The sequence below is a fragment of the Actinomadura coerulea genome (genome assembly GCF_014208105.1).
GTDB lineage: Bacteria > Actinomycetota > Actinomycetes > Streptosporangiales > Streptosporangiaceae > Spirillospora > Spirillospora coerulea.
Genome location: NZ_JACHMQ010000001.1, coordinates 5,681,040 through 5,695,175, shown reverse-complemented (window position 1 = coordinate 5,695,175; position 14,136 = coordinate 5,681,040). Strand labels below are relative to the sequence as shown.

At 71.6% G+C, this 14,136-nt stretch carries 18 protein-coding genes; 11 read left to right on the top strand and 7 right to left on the bottom strand.

The annotated features are described in order from the left end of the window. The first annotated feature begins 52 nt into the window (after nucleotides 1–52). Both BKA00_RS26175 and BKA00_RS26170 read left to right on the top strand, forming a co-directional pair. Complete coding sequence (locus tag BKA00_RS26175; RefSeq protein ID WP_185029160.1) at nucleotides 53–430, top strand: nuclear transport factor 2 family protein; 378 nt, start codon at nucleotides 53–55, stop codon at nucleotides 428–430. A 226-nt stretch (nucleotides 431–656) separates the two neighbouring features. Continuing rightward, nucleotides 657–1,457, top strand: a complete 801-nt coding sequence (locus BKA00_RS26170; protein ID WP_185029158.1) for a methyltransferase — start codon at nucleotides 657–659, stop codon at nucleotides 1,455–1,457. A gap of 162 nt (nucleotides 1,458–1,619) precedes the next feature. On the opposite strand, the gene BKA00_RS26165 is transcribed toward BKA00_RS26170, so the two are convergent. Continuing rightward, nucleotides 1,620–2,528 (bottom strand): NAD(P)-dependent oxidoreductase, encoded by a 909-nt coding sequence (locus BKA00_RS26165; RefSeq protein WP_221493295.1) that lies wholly within the window; start codon nucleotides 2,526–2,528, stop codon nucleotides 1,620–1,622. Between the two features lie 89 nt (nucleotides 2,529–2,617). On the opposite strand from BKA00_RS26165, the gene BKA00_RS26160 reads away from it, so the two are divergent. Continuing rightward, entirely contained in the window at nucleotides 2,618–3,622 is a 1,005-nt protein-coding gene (locus BKA00_RS26160) for an NAD(P)H-dependent flavin oxidoreductase (protein ID WP_185029156.1), read from the top strand. Between the two features lie 172 nt (nucleotides 3,623–3,794). Further along, nucleotides 3,795–4,544 (top strand): tRNA(His) guanylyltransferase Thg1 family protein, encoded by a 750-nt coding sequence (locus BKA00_RS26155; protein ID WP_185029147.1) that lies wholly within the window; start codon nucleotides 3,795–3,797, stop codon nucleotides 4,542–4,544. Here BKA00_RS26155 and BKA00_RS26150 read toward each other — a convergent pair whose 3' ends face one another. After that, nucleotides 4,545–4,904, bottom strand: coding sequence for a winged helix-turn-helix transcriptional regulator (locus tag BKA00_RS26150; protein ID WP_185029145.1), 360 nt, complete (start codon nucleotides 4,902–4,904; stop codon nucleotides 4,545–4,547). A 54-nt stretch (nucleotides 4,905–4,958) separates the two neighbouring features. Between BKA00_RS26150 and BKA00_RS26145 the strand changes: the two genes are divergently transcribed. The 3 genes from BKA00_RS26145 to BKA00_RS26135 all read left to right on the top strand — a co-directional run bounded on the left by BKA00_RS26145 (nucleotide 4,959) and on the right by BKA00_RS26135 (nucleotide 7,240). Continuing rightward, nucleotides 4,959–5,345, top strand: a complete 387-nt coding sequence (locus BKA00_RS26145) for a YybH family protein (RefSeq protein WP_185029143.1) — start codon at nucleotides 4,959–4,961, stop codon at nucleotides 5,343–5,345. Between the two features lie 207 nt (nucleotides 5,346–5,552). Further along, entirely contained in the window at nucleotides 5,553–5,969 is a 417-nt protein-coding gene (locus BKA00_RS26140) for a YciI family protein (protein WP_185029141.1), read from the top strand. Beyond that, entirely contained in the window at nucleotides 5,969–7,240 is a 1,272-nt protein-coding gene (locus tag BKA00_RS26135) for an RNA polymerase sigma factor (protein ID WP_185029139.1), read from the top strand. Before BKA00_RS26140 ends, BKA00_RS26135 begins: the two co-directional genes overlap by 1 nt. A gap of 12 nt (nucleotides 7,241–7,252) precedes the next feature. Here BKA00_RS26135 and BKA00_RS26130 read toward each other — a convergent pair whose 3' ends face one another. Beyond that, nucleotides 7,253–8,017: a tetratricopeptide repeat protein gene (locus tag BKA00_RS26130; protein WP_185029137.1), complete on the bottom strand. Its 765-nt coding sequence runs from the start codon at nucleotides 8,015–8,017 to the stop codon at nucleotides 7,253–7,255. A 507-nt stretch (nucleotides 8,018–8,524) separates the two neighbouring features. Further along, nucleotides 8,525–9,832, bottom strand: a complete 1,308-nt coding sequence (locus BKA00_RS26125; RefSeq protein WP_185029135.1) for an NsdA family TPR-like regulatory protein — start codon at nucleotides 9,830–9,832, stop codon at nucleotides 8,525–8,527. Nucleotides 9,833–10,159: 327 nt separating this feature from the next. Here BKA00_RS26125 and BKA00_RS26120 point away from each other — a divergent pair, with 327 nt between their 5' ends. The 3 genes from BKA00_RS26120 (at nucleotide 10,160) to BKA00_RS26110 (ending at nucleotide 11,485) form a co-directional block, all read left to right on the top strand. Then, a complete protein-coding gene (locus BKA00_RS26120) occupies nucleotides 10,160–10,390 on the top strand; it encodes a hypothetical protein (RefSeq protein WP_185029133.1) in 231 nt (76 codons plus the stop codon). Nucleotides 10,391–10,533: 143 nt separating this feature from the next. Then, nucleotides 10,534–10,989 carry a glycine-rich domain-containing protein gene (locus BKA00_RS26115; protein WP_185029131.1) on the top strand — a complete coding sequence of 152 codons (456 nt, stop codon included), beginning with the start codon at nucleotides 10,534–10,536 and terminating at the stop codon, nucleotides 10,987–10,989. A gap of 67 nt (nucleotides 10,990–11,056) precedes the next feature. Further along, complete coding sequence (locus BKA00_RS26110; protein WP_185029129.1) at nucleotides 11,057–11,485, top strand: hypothetical protein; 429 nt, start codon at nucleotides 11,057–11,059, stop codon at nucleotides 11,483–11,485. Nucleotides 11,486–11,562: 77 nt separating this feature from the next. Here the strand turns inward: BKA00_RS26110 and BKA00_RS26105 are convergent, their stop codons facing one another. From BKA00_RS26105 to BKA00_RS26095, 3 genes are read right to left on the bottom strand one after another with little or no spacing between them, the layout of a single operon-like run. Continuing rightward, nucleotides 11,563–11,751 carry a hypothetical protein gene (locus BKA00_RS26105; RefSeq protein ID WP_185029127.1) on the bottom strand — a complete coding sequence of 63 codons (189 nt, stop codon included), beginning with the start codon at nucleotides 11,749–11,751 and terminating at the stop codon, nucleotides 11,563–11,565. A 24-nt stretch (nucleotides 11,752–11,775) separates the two neighbouring features. After that, nucleotides 11,776–12,783, bottom strand: a complete 1,008-nt coding sequence (locus tag BKA00_RS26100) for a HEAT repeat domain-containing protein (RefSeq protein ID WP_185029125.1) — start codon at nucleotides 12,781–12,783, stop codon at nucleotides 11,776–11,778. 6 nt (nucleotides 12,784–12,789) lie between these two features. Then, a complete protein-coding gene (locus tag BKA00_RS26095; RefSeq protein ID WP_185034814.1) occupies nucleotides 12,790–13,449 on the bottom strand; it encodes a HEAT repeat domain-containing protein in 660 nt (219 codons plus the stop codon). A gap of 168 nt (nucleotides 13,450–13,617) precedes the next feature. Between BKA00_RS26095 and BKA00_RS26090 the strand changes: the two genes are divergently transcribed. Next, nucleotides 13,618–14,007: a YccF domain-containing protein gene (locus tag BKA00_RS26090; RefSeq protein WP_185029123.1), complete on the top strand. Its 390-nt coding sequence runs from the start codon at nucleotides 13,618–13,620 to the stop codon at nucleotides 14,005–14,007. Nucleotides 14,008–14,136 lie beyond the last annotated feature (129 nt).

Here is a 14,136-nt window from a genome sequence, read left to right as displayed (position 1 = left end):
ATGAAATGGGAGTTCATCGACAGGCGGCAGGGGCCGCCGGAACACTGCGGCCATGACCAACAAGGAAATCGTTCAGCGGGCCCTGGCGGAGCTGCTCACCACGGGCAGCACCGAGGGGCTCCGGCCGCTGCTCAGCGAGGACTTCGCGCACCACCGCCCGGACGCCTCCTCGACCAAGGACGAATGGCTCGCCGCCGTCGAGGCGGCGCTCACCCCGCTCGCCGGCATGCAGGTCGAGATCGTCCACCTGCTGGCCGACGGCGAGCACGTGGTGCTGCACACGCGCCGGCGGCTCCCGGACGGCCCGGAGATCGCGGTAGTGGACATCTGGCGCATAGCCGACGGCCTGCTCGCCGAAGCCTGGGAGATCATCGAACCGGTGGCCCAGGCGACCGCCAACCTCACCTGGTGGGCCCCCGCCGCAGTCTGACCCCGGTAGACCTCGCGGCCGAAGCCGTCCCCAGGGGTGGACCCGGGGGCGGCTTCAGGTGCGAGGTCTCCGATGTCGCTAACGGAAGAAGGCGTCTCAAGGAGTGAGATCTGCGGTGGCGGAGGGTCGATGCGCGCGTACGGTTTACCGCAGCTTCGCTTTCTAGTTGGGCGAAGCTAAGCGGTCCGTAGCTCTGCTAGCGGACCTACACAAAGGAGACACACAAGTGAAAGTCAATTCGCCGGGCACCAGGCCCGGTTCGAATAGCGAGTTCCCCTGGGACAACTTCGACCCGGAAACGTACCACGGGAACAACTACGGGAAGATGCTCCTCCCGGACCGCAAGATCCTCACGCGAGGAGCCAGCTGGTTCAACCGGGTCGCGCTGTGGCGCTACTCCGAGGGGATGGGACAGTTCGCCCACGGAGTCGACGTCGGCCCCGGGTCGAACCTCTACCCCACCCTCAGCATGCTCGCGTACTGCCGGAAGATCACGCTCATCGAGTACGGGGCGGCCAACGTCGAGTACCTGAGGAAGGAGATCCAGTACCTCAGCGACTCGTGGCGGCCGTTCTGGACCGTCATCTCGCGGTTCGTCGGCGGGCGCGACTTCGAGTGGGCGCGGCGCACGCTGCGTGAGCGCGTCACGGTCGTGCAGGGGGACATCTTCACCGATCTCCCCGTGGCGGAGTTCGACATCGGGACGATGCACTTCGTCGCCGAGTCGCTCACCGCAAAGCCGCAGGAGGTCCGGTACGGAGTCCGCAACTTCACGAGGTCCCTCAGGCGCCAGAGCCCCTTCGCCATGGCCAACATGGCGGGGTCCCACGGGTACTGGGTCGGGGACGTGTGGTTCCCCGCCGCGCCGGTGTACGCGACGGACGTGGAGTGGATGCTCGATCTGCTCGCCTTCAAGAAGTGGGTCGAGGAGATCGACAAGGGCGGTCCGTCCGTCCACCTCGACGCCGAAGGGAAGCCCATGGACGACTACTCGGGCTACCTGGTGTCGACGGGCCTGACCTTCTGAACCCAGCCTCGGCCGGTGAATGAGGCCGGCCGGGGCCCGAGCCGTGGGTCCGCACGTCGTGCGGGCCCACTTGGTCCTCGCCAGGCGCCGGACCGGAGCACGATGTCCGACCGCACGGCGGTCGAGGCCCTAGAACGCCTCCCGCTCGTGCCGGTCCCACGTTCAGACGACGCGATGGAGGAGGGCGTCGCCGCGTGCGAGGCGGCGGCAGTTCTCCGCGGCGACCGCGAAGTAGCGGTCCCACGTCTCGCGGGTCAGCCACGCCACATGCGGCATGACGACCACTGTGTCGAGCTCCAGCAGCGGGTTCGCCGCGTCCACGGGCTCCTTTTCGAAGACGTCCAGCCCGGCGCCGCCGAGACGTCCCGACGTGAGCGCCGCCGTCAGCGCCGCCTCATCGATCACTGCGCCGCGCGCCGTGTTCACCACGATCGCGCCCTCCGGCAGCAGCGCGAGCCTCTCGGCGTCGAGCAGGTGACGGGTCTCGTCCGTCAGCGGGACGTGCACCGACACGATGTCGGAGGCGCGCAGGAGACCGTCCAGCTCCCGCCAGGCCGGATCGCCGCGCCGGGGCCGCCGGGTCGTGTAGAGCACGGTGGCCCCGATCGCCTCCAGCATCCCGCGCAGCAGGGTCGCGATCTCGCCGCCGCCGAGGAGCCCGACCGTCCGTCCGGCCAGCTCGCCGCCCACCAGGGACCGGTCGGCGGGCCACCCCTCGCCGCGCCGCGTCCGCGCGTCGAACGGCACGACGCGCCGCAGCGCCGCCAGCATCAGCAGCAGCGACGTCTCCGCGACGGCCTGCGCGTTGCGGCCCGGCATGTTCGCGACCGCGATGCCGCGCTCGGCCGCGGCGTCCAGGTCGATGGTGTTCACGCCCGTGCCGAGCTTCTGGATCAGCCTCAGCTTCGGTGCCCGGTCCATGTCGGCGGCCGTCACCGGGCGCAGCACGTGCCACAGCACCTCGGTGTCCGGCAGCAGCCCGGAGAACCGCGCGTCGTCCTGCTCCGAGCAGCTCACGATGTCGAGACCGGGCTCCTCGTGGTCCATGTCGTAGTGCAGCAGCACCCGCACGCCGCCCCCTTCCCTCACCGCGACCCCGGCGTCACCACCCGGCTTCCCCCGCGATTATCGTGCGGATAACGACCAGGAGTGGGACCGAGGTGAGCGCCGTGCTGACGGAACTGCCGATCGTGCAGGCCCCGATGGCGGGCGGGCCGTCGACGCCGGAACTGGCCGCCGCCGTCTCGAACGCGGGCGGTCTCGGCTTCCTCGCCGCCGGCTACCGGACGACCGAGGCCATGCGCGCCGACATCGCCGCCACGCGCGAGCTGACGTCCCGGCCGTTCGGGATGAACGTCTTCATGCCGTCCCTGGACGCGATCGACCCGGCCGCGGTCGCCGCCTACCGCGACCTCCTCGCCCCCGAGGCCGCCCGCCTCGGCGTGGAGCCGGGCACCCCGGGCGCCCGCGACGACGCCTACGACGCGAAGATCGCCGACCTGGTGTCCGACCCGCCCGCCGTCGTCAGCTTCACGTTCGGCTGCCCGAGCCCGGACGTCATCCGCGCCCTCAAGGACAGGGGCGCGACCGTCGTCCTCACCGTGACGTCAGTGGACGAGGCCCGCCGGGCGTCCGGAGCCGACGCGCTCTGCCTCCAGGGCTTCGAGGCCGGAGGCCACCGGGGCTCGTTCACCAACACCCTCGACGACCCGCTGGCGCTGCGCGCGCTGCTCCCGGCCGTCCGCGAGATCACCCGGCAGCCCCTCATCGCCGCCGGGGGCCTGGCCACCGCCGCCGACGTCGCCGGGATCCTCTCCCTCGGCGCCGTCGCCGCCCAGCTCGGGACGGCGTTCCTGCGCTGCCCGGAGAGCGGCGCCAGCGACGTCCACAAGGCCGCCCTCACCGATCCGCGCTACACCTCTACCGCGATGACCAGGGCGTTCAGCGGACGTCCCGCGCGCGGCCTGGTCAACCGCTTCCTCGCCGAGCACTCGGGCGACGCCCCCGCCGCCTACCCGGACGTCCACTACGTGACGGCCCCGCTGCGCCGCGCGTCCGCCGCCCAAGGCGACCCGGACGGCGTGAACCTCTGGGCGGGCGAGTCGTTCCGCGAGACGACCGAAACCCCCGCCGCCGACTTGGTGACGGCCCTGGCCTCCGCCTGAGGCGGGCCCGATACGCGGTGGCTCGTCCGAAATACAGGTGCCGGACGTCGGGATCCGTGCCACGCTCAAGCGACTCCGCCGCCGAGCCTCCGCGACGGCTTCGACGAGATCGGCGTCGTCGGCCACGACGGCGGCGGAGGGTTCGTGGTCACCCGGCACGAGGAGCCCCTCGATGAAGGATCTTGAAGCGCGGATGCGCGCCCGCGAGTACTTCCACTCCCTGACCCTGCTCCCCGGCGCCTGGGCCGTCGTCCGCGTGGACGGCCGGTCCTTCTCCCGCTTCACCGAGGCGAACTTCGACAAGCCGTTCGACCAGCGCTTCTCCGACCTCATGGTCGATACCGCGACGACCCTGCTCACCGAGCTCGGCGGGCGGTACGCCTACACCCAGAGCGACGAGATCTCCGTCGTCCTCGACCCCGGCTTCGACCTGTTCGGCCGCGAGGTGGAGAAGCTCGTGTCGCTGTCGGCGGGCATCGCCACCGCCGCCTTCACCCACGCCGCCGGACAGCCCGCCGTCTTCGACGCCCGCGTCTGGATGGGCGCCTCCGTCGACGACGTGGACGGCTACATGACCTGGCGCCGGACCAACGCGGCGCACTGCGCGCTGAACACATTGTGCTACTGGACCCTGCGCGAAGAAGGGCTGTCCGCACGGCGGGCCAGCCGGGAGCTGGAGCGGACGTCCGCCGACGAAAGGGTGGAGCTGCTCTCCGCGCGCGGCATCGACTTCAACGACGTCCCCCACTGGCAGCGTCACGGCATCGCCCTCTGGTGGGAGACGTACGAGAAGACGGGCCACGATCCGATCCGCGACACTGACGTGACCGCCACCCGCCGCCGGATCCGCGTCGAACGCGACCAGTCCATGACGAGCACCTACCGCGAGCTTCTCGAAGTGCTCCTGCGGCCGACCGCCTGACTACACCTCGGCGCCCCAGTCCCACAGGGCCTGGAGAACCGGTCCCAGGCGGCGGCCCTGCGGGGTGAGCTTGTACAGCGTGCGCGGCGGCCAGCCCGCCCGCCTCTCCCGTTCGAGCACGCCCGCCTCGGCGAGATGCGCCAGCCGGTCGGCCAGCACCTTGTCGGACAGGGCCGGCAGTGCCAGCCGCAGCTCGCTGTACGAGCGGTCGCCCCGCAGGAGCTCGCGGACCACCAGCGTCGTCCAGCGCCCGCGCAGCGCGTGCAGGGTGATCTCCACCGGGCACGACGGCGTGGGCTCCGCCGCGTTCGCGCGCGGATCGTCGGGCAGCCCCGGATGGCTGAGCGTTTGGTGAGTCACGAGAGCGCCTCCTAGCGTTTCGCGTCCCAGACCTGTCTACCTGGAAGGACGACGATGCGCCCATTGGCCGAACGACCCGAGGACGTCGCGCCCGTCTTCGCCGACCGCTTCAACAGCGGCGACCCGGCCGCGGTCGCCGAACTGTACGAGGAGGGGGCGGTGTTCGTCCCCTCCCCGGGCACCCCGCTGACCGGCGCCGACGCCCACGCCGCGAACGCCCGCTTCATGGCCCTCGGCCTGCCGATCAAGGTCGCCCCCCGCCACGTCTACACCTCCGGCGACCTCGCCCTGCTGATCGTCGACTGGGTGATCGAAGGCGAGGCGGCCGAGGGCCCGGTCCGCGTCGAGGGCACCGCCACCGACGTCGCCCGCCGGGGGCCCGACGGCCGCTGGCGCTACGTCCTCGACAACCCCTCCGGCACGGCCGCCTCCGGCGCGTAGGGCGAGCACCTCTACCGCGAGCTCGGCTTCGTCGACCCTCCGGACCCGGCGCTGTACTGGCGCCCGTGAAACGGTCTTGCCCTAGTGAACGTCTGCGGCGAAATTTCCGGGAAGGAGTTCGAGGGGCGTGTTGATTCGGCCGTCCTCCGTTCGACCTAGGGATGAGAGGGGCCGCACAGGGCTCCGGACGAACAGGGAGACAGGGCAATGAAGTACATGCTGATCATGCGGGCGACGGACGAGGCCTACGCGGCGATGGCGGGCACGGACCACGCCGAGATGATCGAGACCGTGGGCCGGTTCAACCAGGAGCTGATCCAGGCCGGGGTGCTGCTCGCCGCGGAGGGCCTCGACGACCCGTCCGAGAGCGTGGTCGTCGACCACTCCTCCGAGCCGCCCGCCGTCACCGACGGCCCCTACGGCGAGACGAAGGAGCTGTTCGGCGGGTTCTACATCCTCGACGTGGCCTCGAAGGAGGAGGCCGTCGAGTGGGCCAGGCGGGCGCCGGCCGGTCCCGGCTTCAAGACCGAGATCCGCCGCGTCCCCACCATCGACGAGTTCCCGCAGGACAACGAGTGGATCCAGAAGGAGCGGGCCTGGCGCGAGGCCACCGGCCAGCTGTGATGGGCGACCCCACCGGCCGCGAGGCCGTCGCCGCCGTCTGGCGGATCGAGTCGGCGCGGATCGTCGGCGCCCTCGCCCGCTACACCGGCGACTTCGCGCTGGCCGAGGACCTCGCCCAGGAGGCCCTGGCCGAGGCGCTCGTGACGTGGCCCCGCGACGGCGTCCCCCGCCAGCCGTCGGGGTGGCTGCTCACCGTGGGGCGGCGGCGCGCGATCGACGCGTTCCGCCGCCGCTCCGCCCTCGACGAGCGGTACGCCGCCCTCGCCCACGACCTGGACGAGGGCGGCGCCGCCCAACGCCCGCCCGGCAAGGACGACGACGTGCTCTGGGACCCCGACCGGATCGACGACGACGTGCTCGCGCTCATGTTCGTCTCGTGCCACCCCGTCCTGTCGCGGGAGGCGAGGATCGCCCTGACCCTGCGGGTGGTCGGCGGCCTGACCAGCGACGAGATCGCGAGAGCGTTCCTGGTGCCGACCGCGACCGTCCAGGCCCGGATCACCCGCGCGAAGAAGACCCTCGGCGCGGCCCGGGTGCCGTTCGAGGTGCCGGCGGCGGGCGAACGGGCCGGGCGCCTCCCCTCCGTCCTCAACGTCGTCTACCTGATCTTCACCGAGGGCTCCACGGCCAGCTCGGGCGGCGAGCTGATCCGGTTCGACCTCGCGGGGGAGGCGCGGCGGCTGGCCCGCGTCCTGTCCCGGCTGATGCCGGACGAGCCGGAGGTGCACGGCCTGCTGGCGCTGCTGGAGCTGACCGCCGCGCGCTTCCCCGCCCGAACCGCCCCGGACGGCGGGCCCGTACTGCTGGAGCACCAGGACCGCACCCGCTGGGACGGCGCCGCGATCCACCGGGGACGCGCCGCCCTGTCCCGCGCCGGGAAGGCGGGCCGCGGCCTGGGCCCCTACGGCCTCCAGGCGGCGATCGCCGAATGCCACGCCCTCGCCCCCTCGGTCGCCGAAACCGACTGGGACCGCATCGTCGTCCTCTACGAAGCCCTGGGCCGCCTGGCGCCCTCGCCGGTCGTCGACCTCAACAGGGCCGTAGCGGTCTCCATGGCGAACGGCCCTGCCGCCGCGCTCGCGATCGTCGACGACCTCGCGGCCTCGGGCGCCCTGGCGAACTCCCACCTTCTCCCGAGCGTCCGAGGCGAACTCCTCAGCCGCCTGGGCCGCCCAGAAGAGGCGCGCACCGAACTGGAACGAGCCGTCAAACTGGCGGCCAACGACCGCGAACGCGCCCTCCTCCAACACAAACTGGCCGCTCTTCCCTAGAACTGCGGCCGGTCAGAAGAGGCCGGGCATGTAGGGGGCGCCGTTCTCGCGAATTCCGCGGGCCACGGCCGCCGCCCTCGCGGCACCGCGCGGATGCCCGGCCTGTCCGGCCCTGCGGAAGTACTCCTCGGCCCCCGCCATGTCGTTCTTGTGCTCGCAGCGGACACCGAGGTTGAACAGGGAGTCAGGGTCACCCGCAGTCGCGCCCTTCTCCCACCATTCGTCGGCCTCCTCGCGTCGGCCCTGTGAGTACAGGTGGTTGGCGAGGGAACTGAGCGCACGGCCATCACCCTTCTCAGCGGCGCGCCGCAGCCATTCCTCGGATTCGTCCGTCCGCCCCATCTCACCGAGCGCCAGACCGAGGTTGGTCATCGAATCGGTGCGCCCGGCCTCGGCCGCGATGCGGAACTGCTCGGAAGCTCCTTGCACGTCACGACGGCCGATGAGCAGCAGCCCGAGATTGTGCCGAGCGTCGACCTCGCCCGCCTCGGCGGCTTTGCGATACCAGCTCTCGGCCTCCTCGTCCCGTCCCTGGTCCGAGCAGAGGATGCCGAGGTTGAACTGCCCGACCCGATCGCCCGCGTCGGCCGCCGCACGCCACCACCGTTCGGCCTCGCCCTCGTCCCGCTCCACGACCAGGACGCCGAGCTTGAGCATGGCGCCGACATGCCCCGCCTCAGCAGCCACCCTGAACAGCCGCTCAGCCTCCGGCACTCGCCTCTCCTCCTGGAGCGACTTCGCCTCCTTGAACTCGGCCTCTCCACTACCTGTCTCCACACCGTCCCCTTCCGTGATCACCCCGTTCGGACCCTCCCAGCCCCAGAACGGTTCCCGCAGCCCGTTGGACGGGCGGGTTCGGCCGGGTCGGGGTGTGACGAGCGGTTCTGCGGAAGCCGGGGCCTGGCTGGAGAACCGCCCGACACCATGACGCCCTCGGCCAAGCCCGCATCACGCCCTGGTCGGGCGGATGCGGGATCTGGTTGACCAGGGCCGTCGGGGGACGTGAGCCGGGTTCGGCGCCGTGGCCGGTCGCGGTCTCGATCTACCGAGACGGGCGAAGGTGGCTCCGGCCGTCCACTATTCGCGCGAAGCGACCGCGCGGTAGCGGTCGCCCCTGACATCGCCGCAGGTCAGGGCTTGGCGCCTGGCGGGACCTGGTCGCTCCAGCGGGAGTCCAGGGCGGCGCGGTAGTCGAGCACGTCGCCGACGCTTCGGCCGCCGTCCCGGCGGCCGCAGCGGGCCGCGACCGTCTGGGTGCCCGGCGACCCTTGCCTGTCCGCAGCGTCACCCCTTGCCGACGTCCCAGCCTCGTCCCTCTGCGATCTGCTCGGCGAGGTCGGTCAGCGTCGAGGACGGCCCGCCTCGGCCCCGCCCCGCGCGCAGCACGGACCGGACCGCGGCGCGGAGCATCACCTCGGTCCGTGCGGAGACGACCTCTCGCGTGAAGTCGAACACCGTCGCCGTGATCGCCTCGGTCTCTCTCCACGCCTTGGCTATCGTCAGGGCGAGTTGGAGATGGACGAGATCGTTGTAGGCGGCCCGGCCCCACTCCTCGCCGCGCGCCATGACCGGCCCGGCCTGCAAGGTCGGCATGTACGGGTCGCGTTCAAGGCGGCCGTGGGCGGCTTCGTCGAGATAGGGCATGGCGGTTTCGATGTCGCCGAGTTCCATGTGCAGGATGCCGCGATGCCACGCCAGTTCGGAGGAGTCCAGCCACCACGTCCAGTGCGGATCCTTGGGGTGTAGCGACTCCTGTAGCGCGCCCGCGGCCTGGTCGAGGATCGCGACGGCGCGGCCCCGGTCGCCGCCCTGGGCGAGGGCGCGGGCGGCGCGGAGCTTGAACAGCGCTTCGACGCGTGGGGGGAGCGCGGGGCCGTCGATGGTGTGCTCGGCGATGCTCAGCGCCTCGCGACTGTGCCGCTGGTGCACGTCCAGTAGCGCGAGGTGGGATAACTCGAACAGTTCCATGGACCGGTCGCCGGCGAGGCGGGACAGCAGCATCGCCTCATGGATGGTGGCTCGCGACTCGCCCAGGCGGTCTGCGTCGTACAGGGTCCATGCTGCGATCTCTCCGGCTTCGCCGGCGGCGGCTTGCAGGTCCCGCTCGTCGGAGTTGTGACGACCGGTGGCCAACGCCGATCGGGCAGTGAGAAACGCGCGGACGGCCAGGTCGGCGATGGCGGTTCCGCCGAATCGGGAGTCAAGCATGATGAGGTGCTGGCTGGTGTCTCGCACTGTCGCGGCATAGTCGCCTGGTTCACCCCGGTTTGCGGCCGGGGTGGGACGAGGCGACGCGGTCGTGTCAGCGGCGAACAGTTCGTCCTGGGATCGCCGGACGGCTTGCGCCCACAGGAGCCGGTAGCGGGGCCCCGGGACGTGCTCCCCGGCTTCGTGGCCCCGGATTGTGCGCTCCAGATCCTTGAGCGCGGGGAGTTGGCGGCGAACGCGTATGGGGGCGAGGTCGCGCCATCGCTCGGCGACGTCGGCGACGGTCAGCCCCGCCGCCTTCCTTGCCGCGCGCAGGCGCGCACCGACGACTGCGTTCTCGGACGACATGTTGCGATGCACCTCGGCCGGGAGGGTCGCGGACACGGGCCGTGTCCGCGCGTATCCGTGATTATCAGGCTGACATGCGGCGCCCGCCACGGCTTCACTGAACGTGACCGAGTTGCTACTCATTCATCGCAGGCCAGGACGGTCCCGTGAACACGAAGCCGAACGCGAACGAGCAGGTCAAAGCCCGACTCCGGGACGAGTTTCCCGGCTGGTCGATCATTCACACGCGGGATACGGGGCGGTGGTGGGCGACGCGCGGGCCGCTTCCGCGTGGAGATGTCACCGGGGTCTCCGACGTCGACGCCGACACTGCCGGGGACCTCGCGGTCAAGCTTCGGGCGGTGCCCCGTGCGCGGTGAGCGGGTGCCCGACGACACAGCCGTGATCGATCCCGTCCCGATCCGCGTGCTGGAGGCCCGCCGCATCGAGGCCCGCTACGGCGCGACGGCGGTGTGGTTCGGCTACTTCACGCGGCACTGGTGGGCGCTGGTCGACCTCGCCTGGCTGGTCGAGGGCAAGACCCCCGACCGGCTCGGCGAGGCCATCGTCGCCGCCAGGAGACGCGACCTCCTGCGGGCCGCCGGGGGGACATGAGCCGGGGTTCGGCGCGGCCGGTCGAGCCGCCCCCCTCGTGCTCCCGGCCGCGCCGAACCCCCACCGAACGTCGTCCTCCCAGGTCTTTGGCGCGCACCTGGGAACGGCGGCTACCAATCCCTAAGAGCGCGCCGGAGGTGCACATGAGCATCACTGCTGAACAGGCGGTCACCGCCGCCGAAAATCCCCGCGAACTGCTGGACGGCCGCCTCTTCGACACGCTGTCCGCGTACGTCGCCCGTCGGCAGGAAGTGACGCTCGCCTACGCCGAGCGCATGGTCGAGCAGATGCTCGTATGGCTCAAGGCCGTGGCCGACAGCCCTCACGTGCGTCTGGCGATGGACGAGTCCGTCGACCCTGCGTGGCACGCCTTCATCCTGCACAGCCAGGACTACGCCGACTTCTGCGACCGGATGTACGGCCGGTACCTGCATCACGTTCCGCCGACGCTCGACGCGTCCATGAGCCGGGAGGAGGTCGAGCGGACCATGCCCGCACTGCACGCGACCGGCTACCCGGTGGACGCCGAGTTCTGGGTCGGCGCCAAGCCGTGCTGCCCGCCGAACCCTTGCGTCGTGTCGGTCCGTCCGGAGGCTTGATCGGCTGGCAGGCTCTTCCGCGGGGCGGTGGCCGCTCGGGGGAGCCTGCCGCCGAAAGGCGAAGACCATGACCACAGGGCACTCCATAGCACCGGACGCTTCCAAACGGGACGGCCCGCGGCCGACGCACTTCCACTGCTACCGGTGGTCTGCCGGAGGGCAGGAATGGGAGCGGCTCGGGAAGACCGACACGCTCGACGTGGCCAGCCCGGACCGGCCGCCGGTCCGGACGATCGACTGGTTGATCAAGTCGGCGCGGCTCATCGCCGCCGTCCACGCCGAGCCGAGGGACGCCCGTGACTGGCTGATCTCCGAGTGGGACCGGGCGCGCGACAAGGCCCTGAACCCCGTCCCGGAGTGGGCGGACAGCGAGGAGCGGGCGAAGCGTGCGTTGCGGGCGATCGAGACGGCGTGCTGGCCGACCTACAGCCAGTGGCTCACCGGCGGCGTCATCGTCCTCTGGTCCGTCGTCGGGACGGCCGATCACTGCCACTGACGCTGTCGGGGGAGGCGCAATGAGGCGCGGGTCGTCCGGCCGGGTGGCCGGGCGACCCGCGTGCTGTCGGCGGGAGGTCAGGGGCGTTGGCCGGGGTTGTCCACGACGCCTGCGGCCTGGCGGACGGAAAGGCTCTCGACGGCGCCCTTCAGGAAGCGGCCGCCGCCCGGCATGGTGTGGTCCTGGACGACGGTGGCGTAGTCGATCGGGGGCATTCCCCCGCCCGTGGCGGAGGTGACGAGCTTGCCCTGGTCGTACAGCGCCATGCGTTCGCCGTCCGCCCGCTTCGCTTACACCTGTGCGTCGCGGAGGCCCAGGATGTAGGTCGCCGTCAGTGCGACGGCGTGGTCTTCGTCCTGGGAGAGGTCTGCGAGGGCGCGGGACGCGGTGGGGCCCGGGATGCCTGCCAGCGCCTGTGTCAGCCGTCGGCGGGCCGACGGATCGGCGGTGCCGTGGGCGAGGCGGGCGACGAGCCCGGAGGCGATCTCGTCCGCCGGCGCGGGACGGCTCGCCAGGGCGCTCAGCGCGTCGGCGGCGTCGACGTCGTTCGCCTCCTCGACGATCATGTCGATCAGCGTCGGGACGGCGTCCTCCACTCCCCGTGTCCCGAGCGTCCGGGCCGCGTGCCGGCGGACCACGGTGTCAGGGCTCGTCAGGGCGTCCCTCAGCAGTGCGGTCGCCTCGTCGCCGGGGATCTCGGCGATCGCCAGGACGGCCCGTCTCCGCACCTCGGCGGCCGGTGAGCCGAGGCCCTCCGCCAGCGGCGCCAGCGCGCCGTCGCCCGCTCGCGCCAGAGCCCACCGGAGGGCTCCGGCGACGTTCGTGTCGGTCTCGCTCAGGGCCGCCTCGACCAGTGCCTCCACCGGAACCGGGCCCTCCCCGACCGAGGACAGGGCCGCGCGCTGGCGCTTCCCGGCGCTCTCCGACCCCAGCGCCTGGAGGAGCGCGACGATCTGGAGGACGTCCTCCCAGCCGGCGGGTTCCGCGGCGTCGATCCGGCGGAGCCGCGTGAGCAGCTCCGTCTCGCGGGCGATGCGCTCCCGCGTCCGGCGGACGAGGCCGTCGACGAGCTCCGCGGGCGCGAAGGCGGGGTCGTCGAGCGCGCGCCCGACCTCGCGCAGCGACAGCCCCAGCGACCGCAGGCTCTCGATGTGGAAGATGCGCCGGATGTCCGCGCCGGAGTACTCGCGATAGCCGGCGCTGGTGCGGCCCGTGGGCCGCACCAGGCCGAGCGACTCGTAATGCCTGAGCATGCGGGCGCTGACCCCGGACCGCCGTGCCACGTCCCCGATCAACACCGTGCGTCACTCCTCCTGTCCGGCCGCGCCGAGGGCCATGATGCGCTTCGCCTCTTCGATCGCGGGCTCGAACCCGGCGTCCGGATCGCGCAGGAGCCGTTCCGTGGCGATCGCGTGCGTGCGCACGCGCGGGTCGGGGCTCGTCTCAGCGGCGCGCAGGACCGGCAGGATCACCTCGCCGAGCGCGACCAGCGCCCGGCCGAGGCTCTGCCGCATCGGGCGCTCACCGCGTCCGAGCTGGGACGCCAGCACCGCCGCGAGCCCGGTCCGCTCGTCTTCGGGCACGAGCACGACCGCCGCTCGCCAGGCGCTCCGCGCGACCTCGTCGTCGGCGTCGGTCAGCAGCTCCCGTGTGATGGCCGGCCACGCCCGCGGGTCCCCGATCTTGGACAGCGTGTGCAGGGCCTGGCTGCGGGCCTGCGCGCGCTCCGAGCGGAGTGCGTCGACGAGCCTCGGAACCGTCATCGAGGACGGGTGGCGGGTCAGCGCCCACGTGAGCATGTCGCGCACGAGGAACTCCGGCTCGATGGCGCAACGCTCGATGAGCTTGTCGACGAACCTCGGGTCGGGTGCCGTGCCGACCGCCATCGCCGCCCGCAGCCGCACCGAGGCGTCGCCGTTCTCCAGCCCTCGGAAAGCTCGAACCGTGTCCGCGTCCTGTTGCATGGTCACCGGGACCACCTCCCTGGTCGCAGTGAAGAGCTTGTCACTGTGTCAAGGTCAAGCGCGTTCGCGCCGGGACGGGGTGCCCTACGTTCTTCTTCACACGGTCCCCCGGTTTGAGTCCGGGTGCGATGTGAAATAACAGCATTTGATTACTCTCGGGGGGAACTCGTGCGCACGCTGTTGAACGTCCTCTGGCTGGTCCTGGCGGGCTTCTGGATGGCGATGGGCTACGTGGTCGCCGGAGTGATCTGCTTCATCCTCATCATCACCATCCCGTTCGGCATCGCCTCGTTCCGCATCGCGGGCTTCGCCCTGTGGCCGTTCGGCCGGACGACCGTGCCCAGGCGGGACGCGGGCGCGGGCTCTTTCATCGGGAACATCATCTGGATCGTCCTCGCGGGGTGGTGGCTGGCCCTCGGGCATCTCGTCACCGGCGTCCTGCTCTGCATCACGATCATCGGGATCCCGTTCGGCATCGCCAGCTTCAAGCTGATCCCGATATCGCTCACCCCGCTGGGCCAGGAGATCGTCCCGTCGGACCGCACCGCGACGTTCTGACCGGCCGCCCTTCCGAGGGCTTCCCGGGATCGGGCGGGACGGTTACTCTCTAACTGGCGTCCACGCCGGTGGTATGTGCCTTGCTATGGGAGAGTCCCGTCCCGCGGGACTTGTTCGGCTCCTGCACCG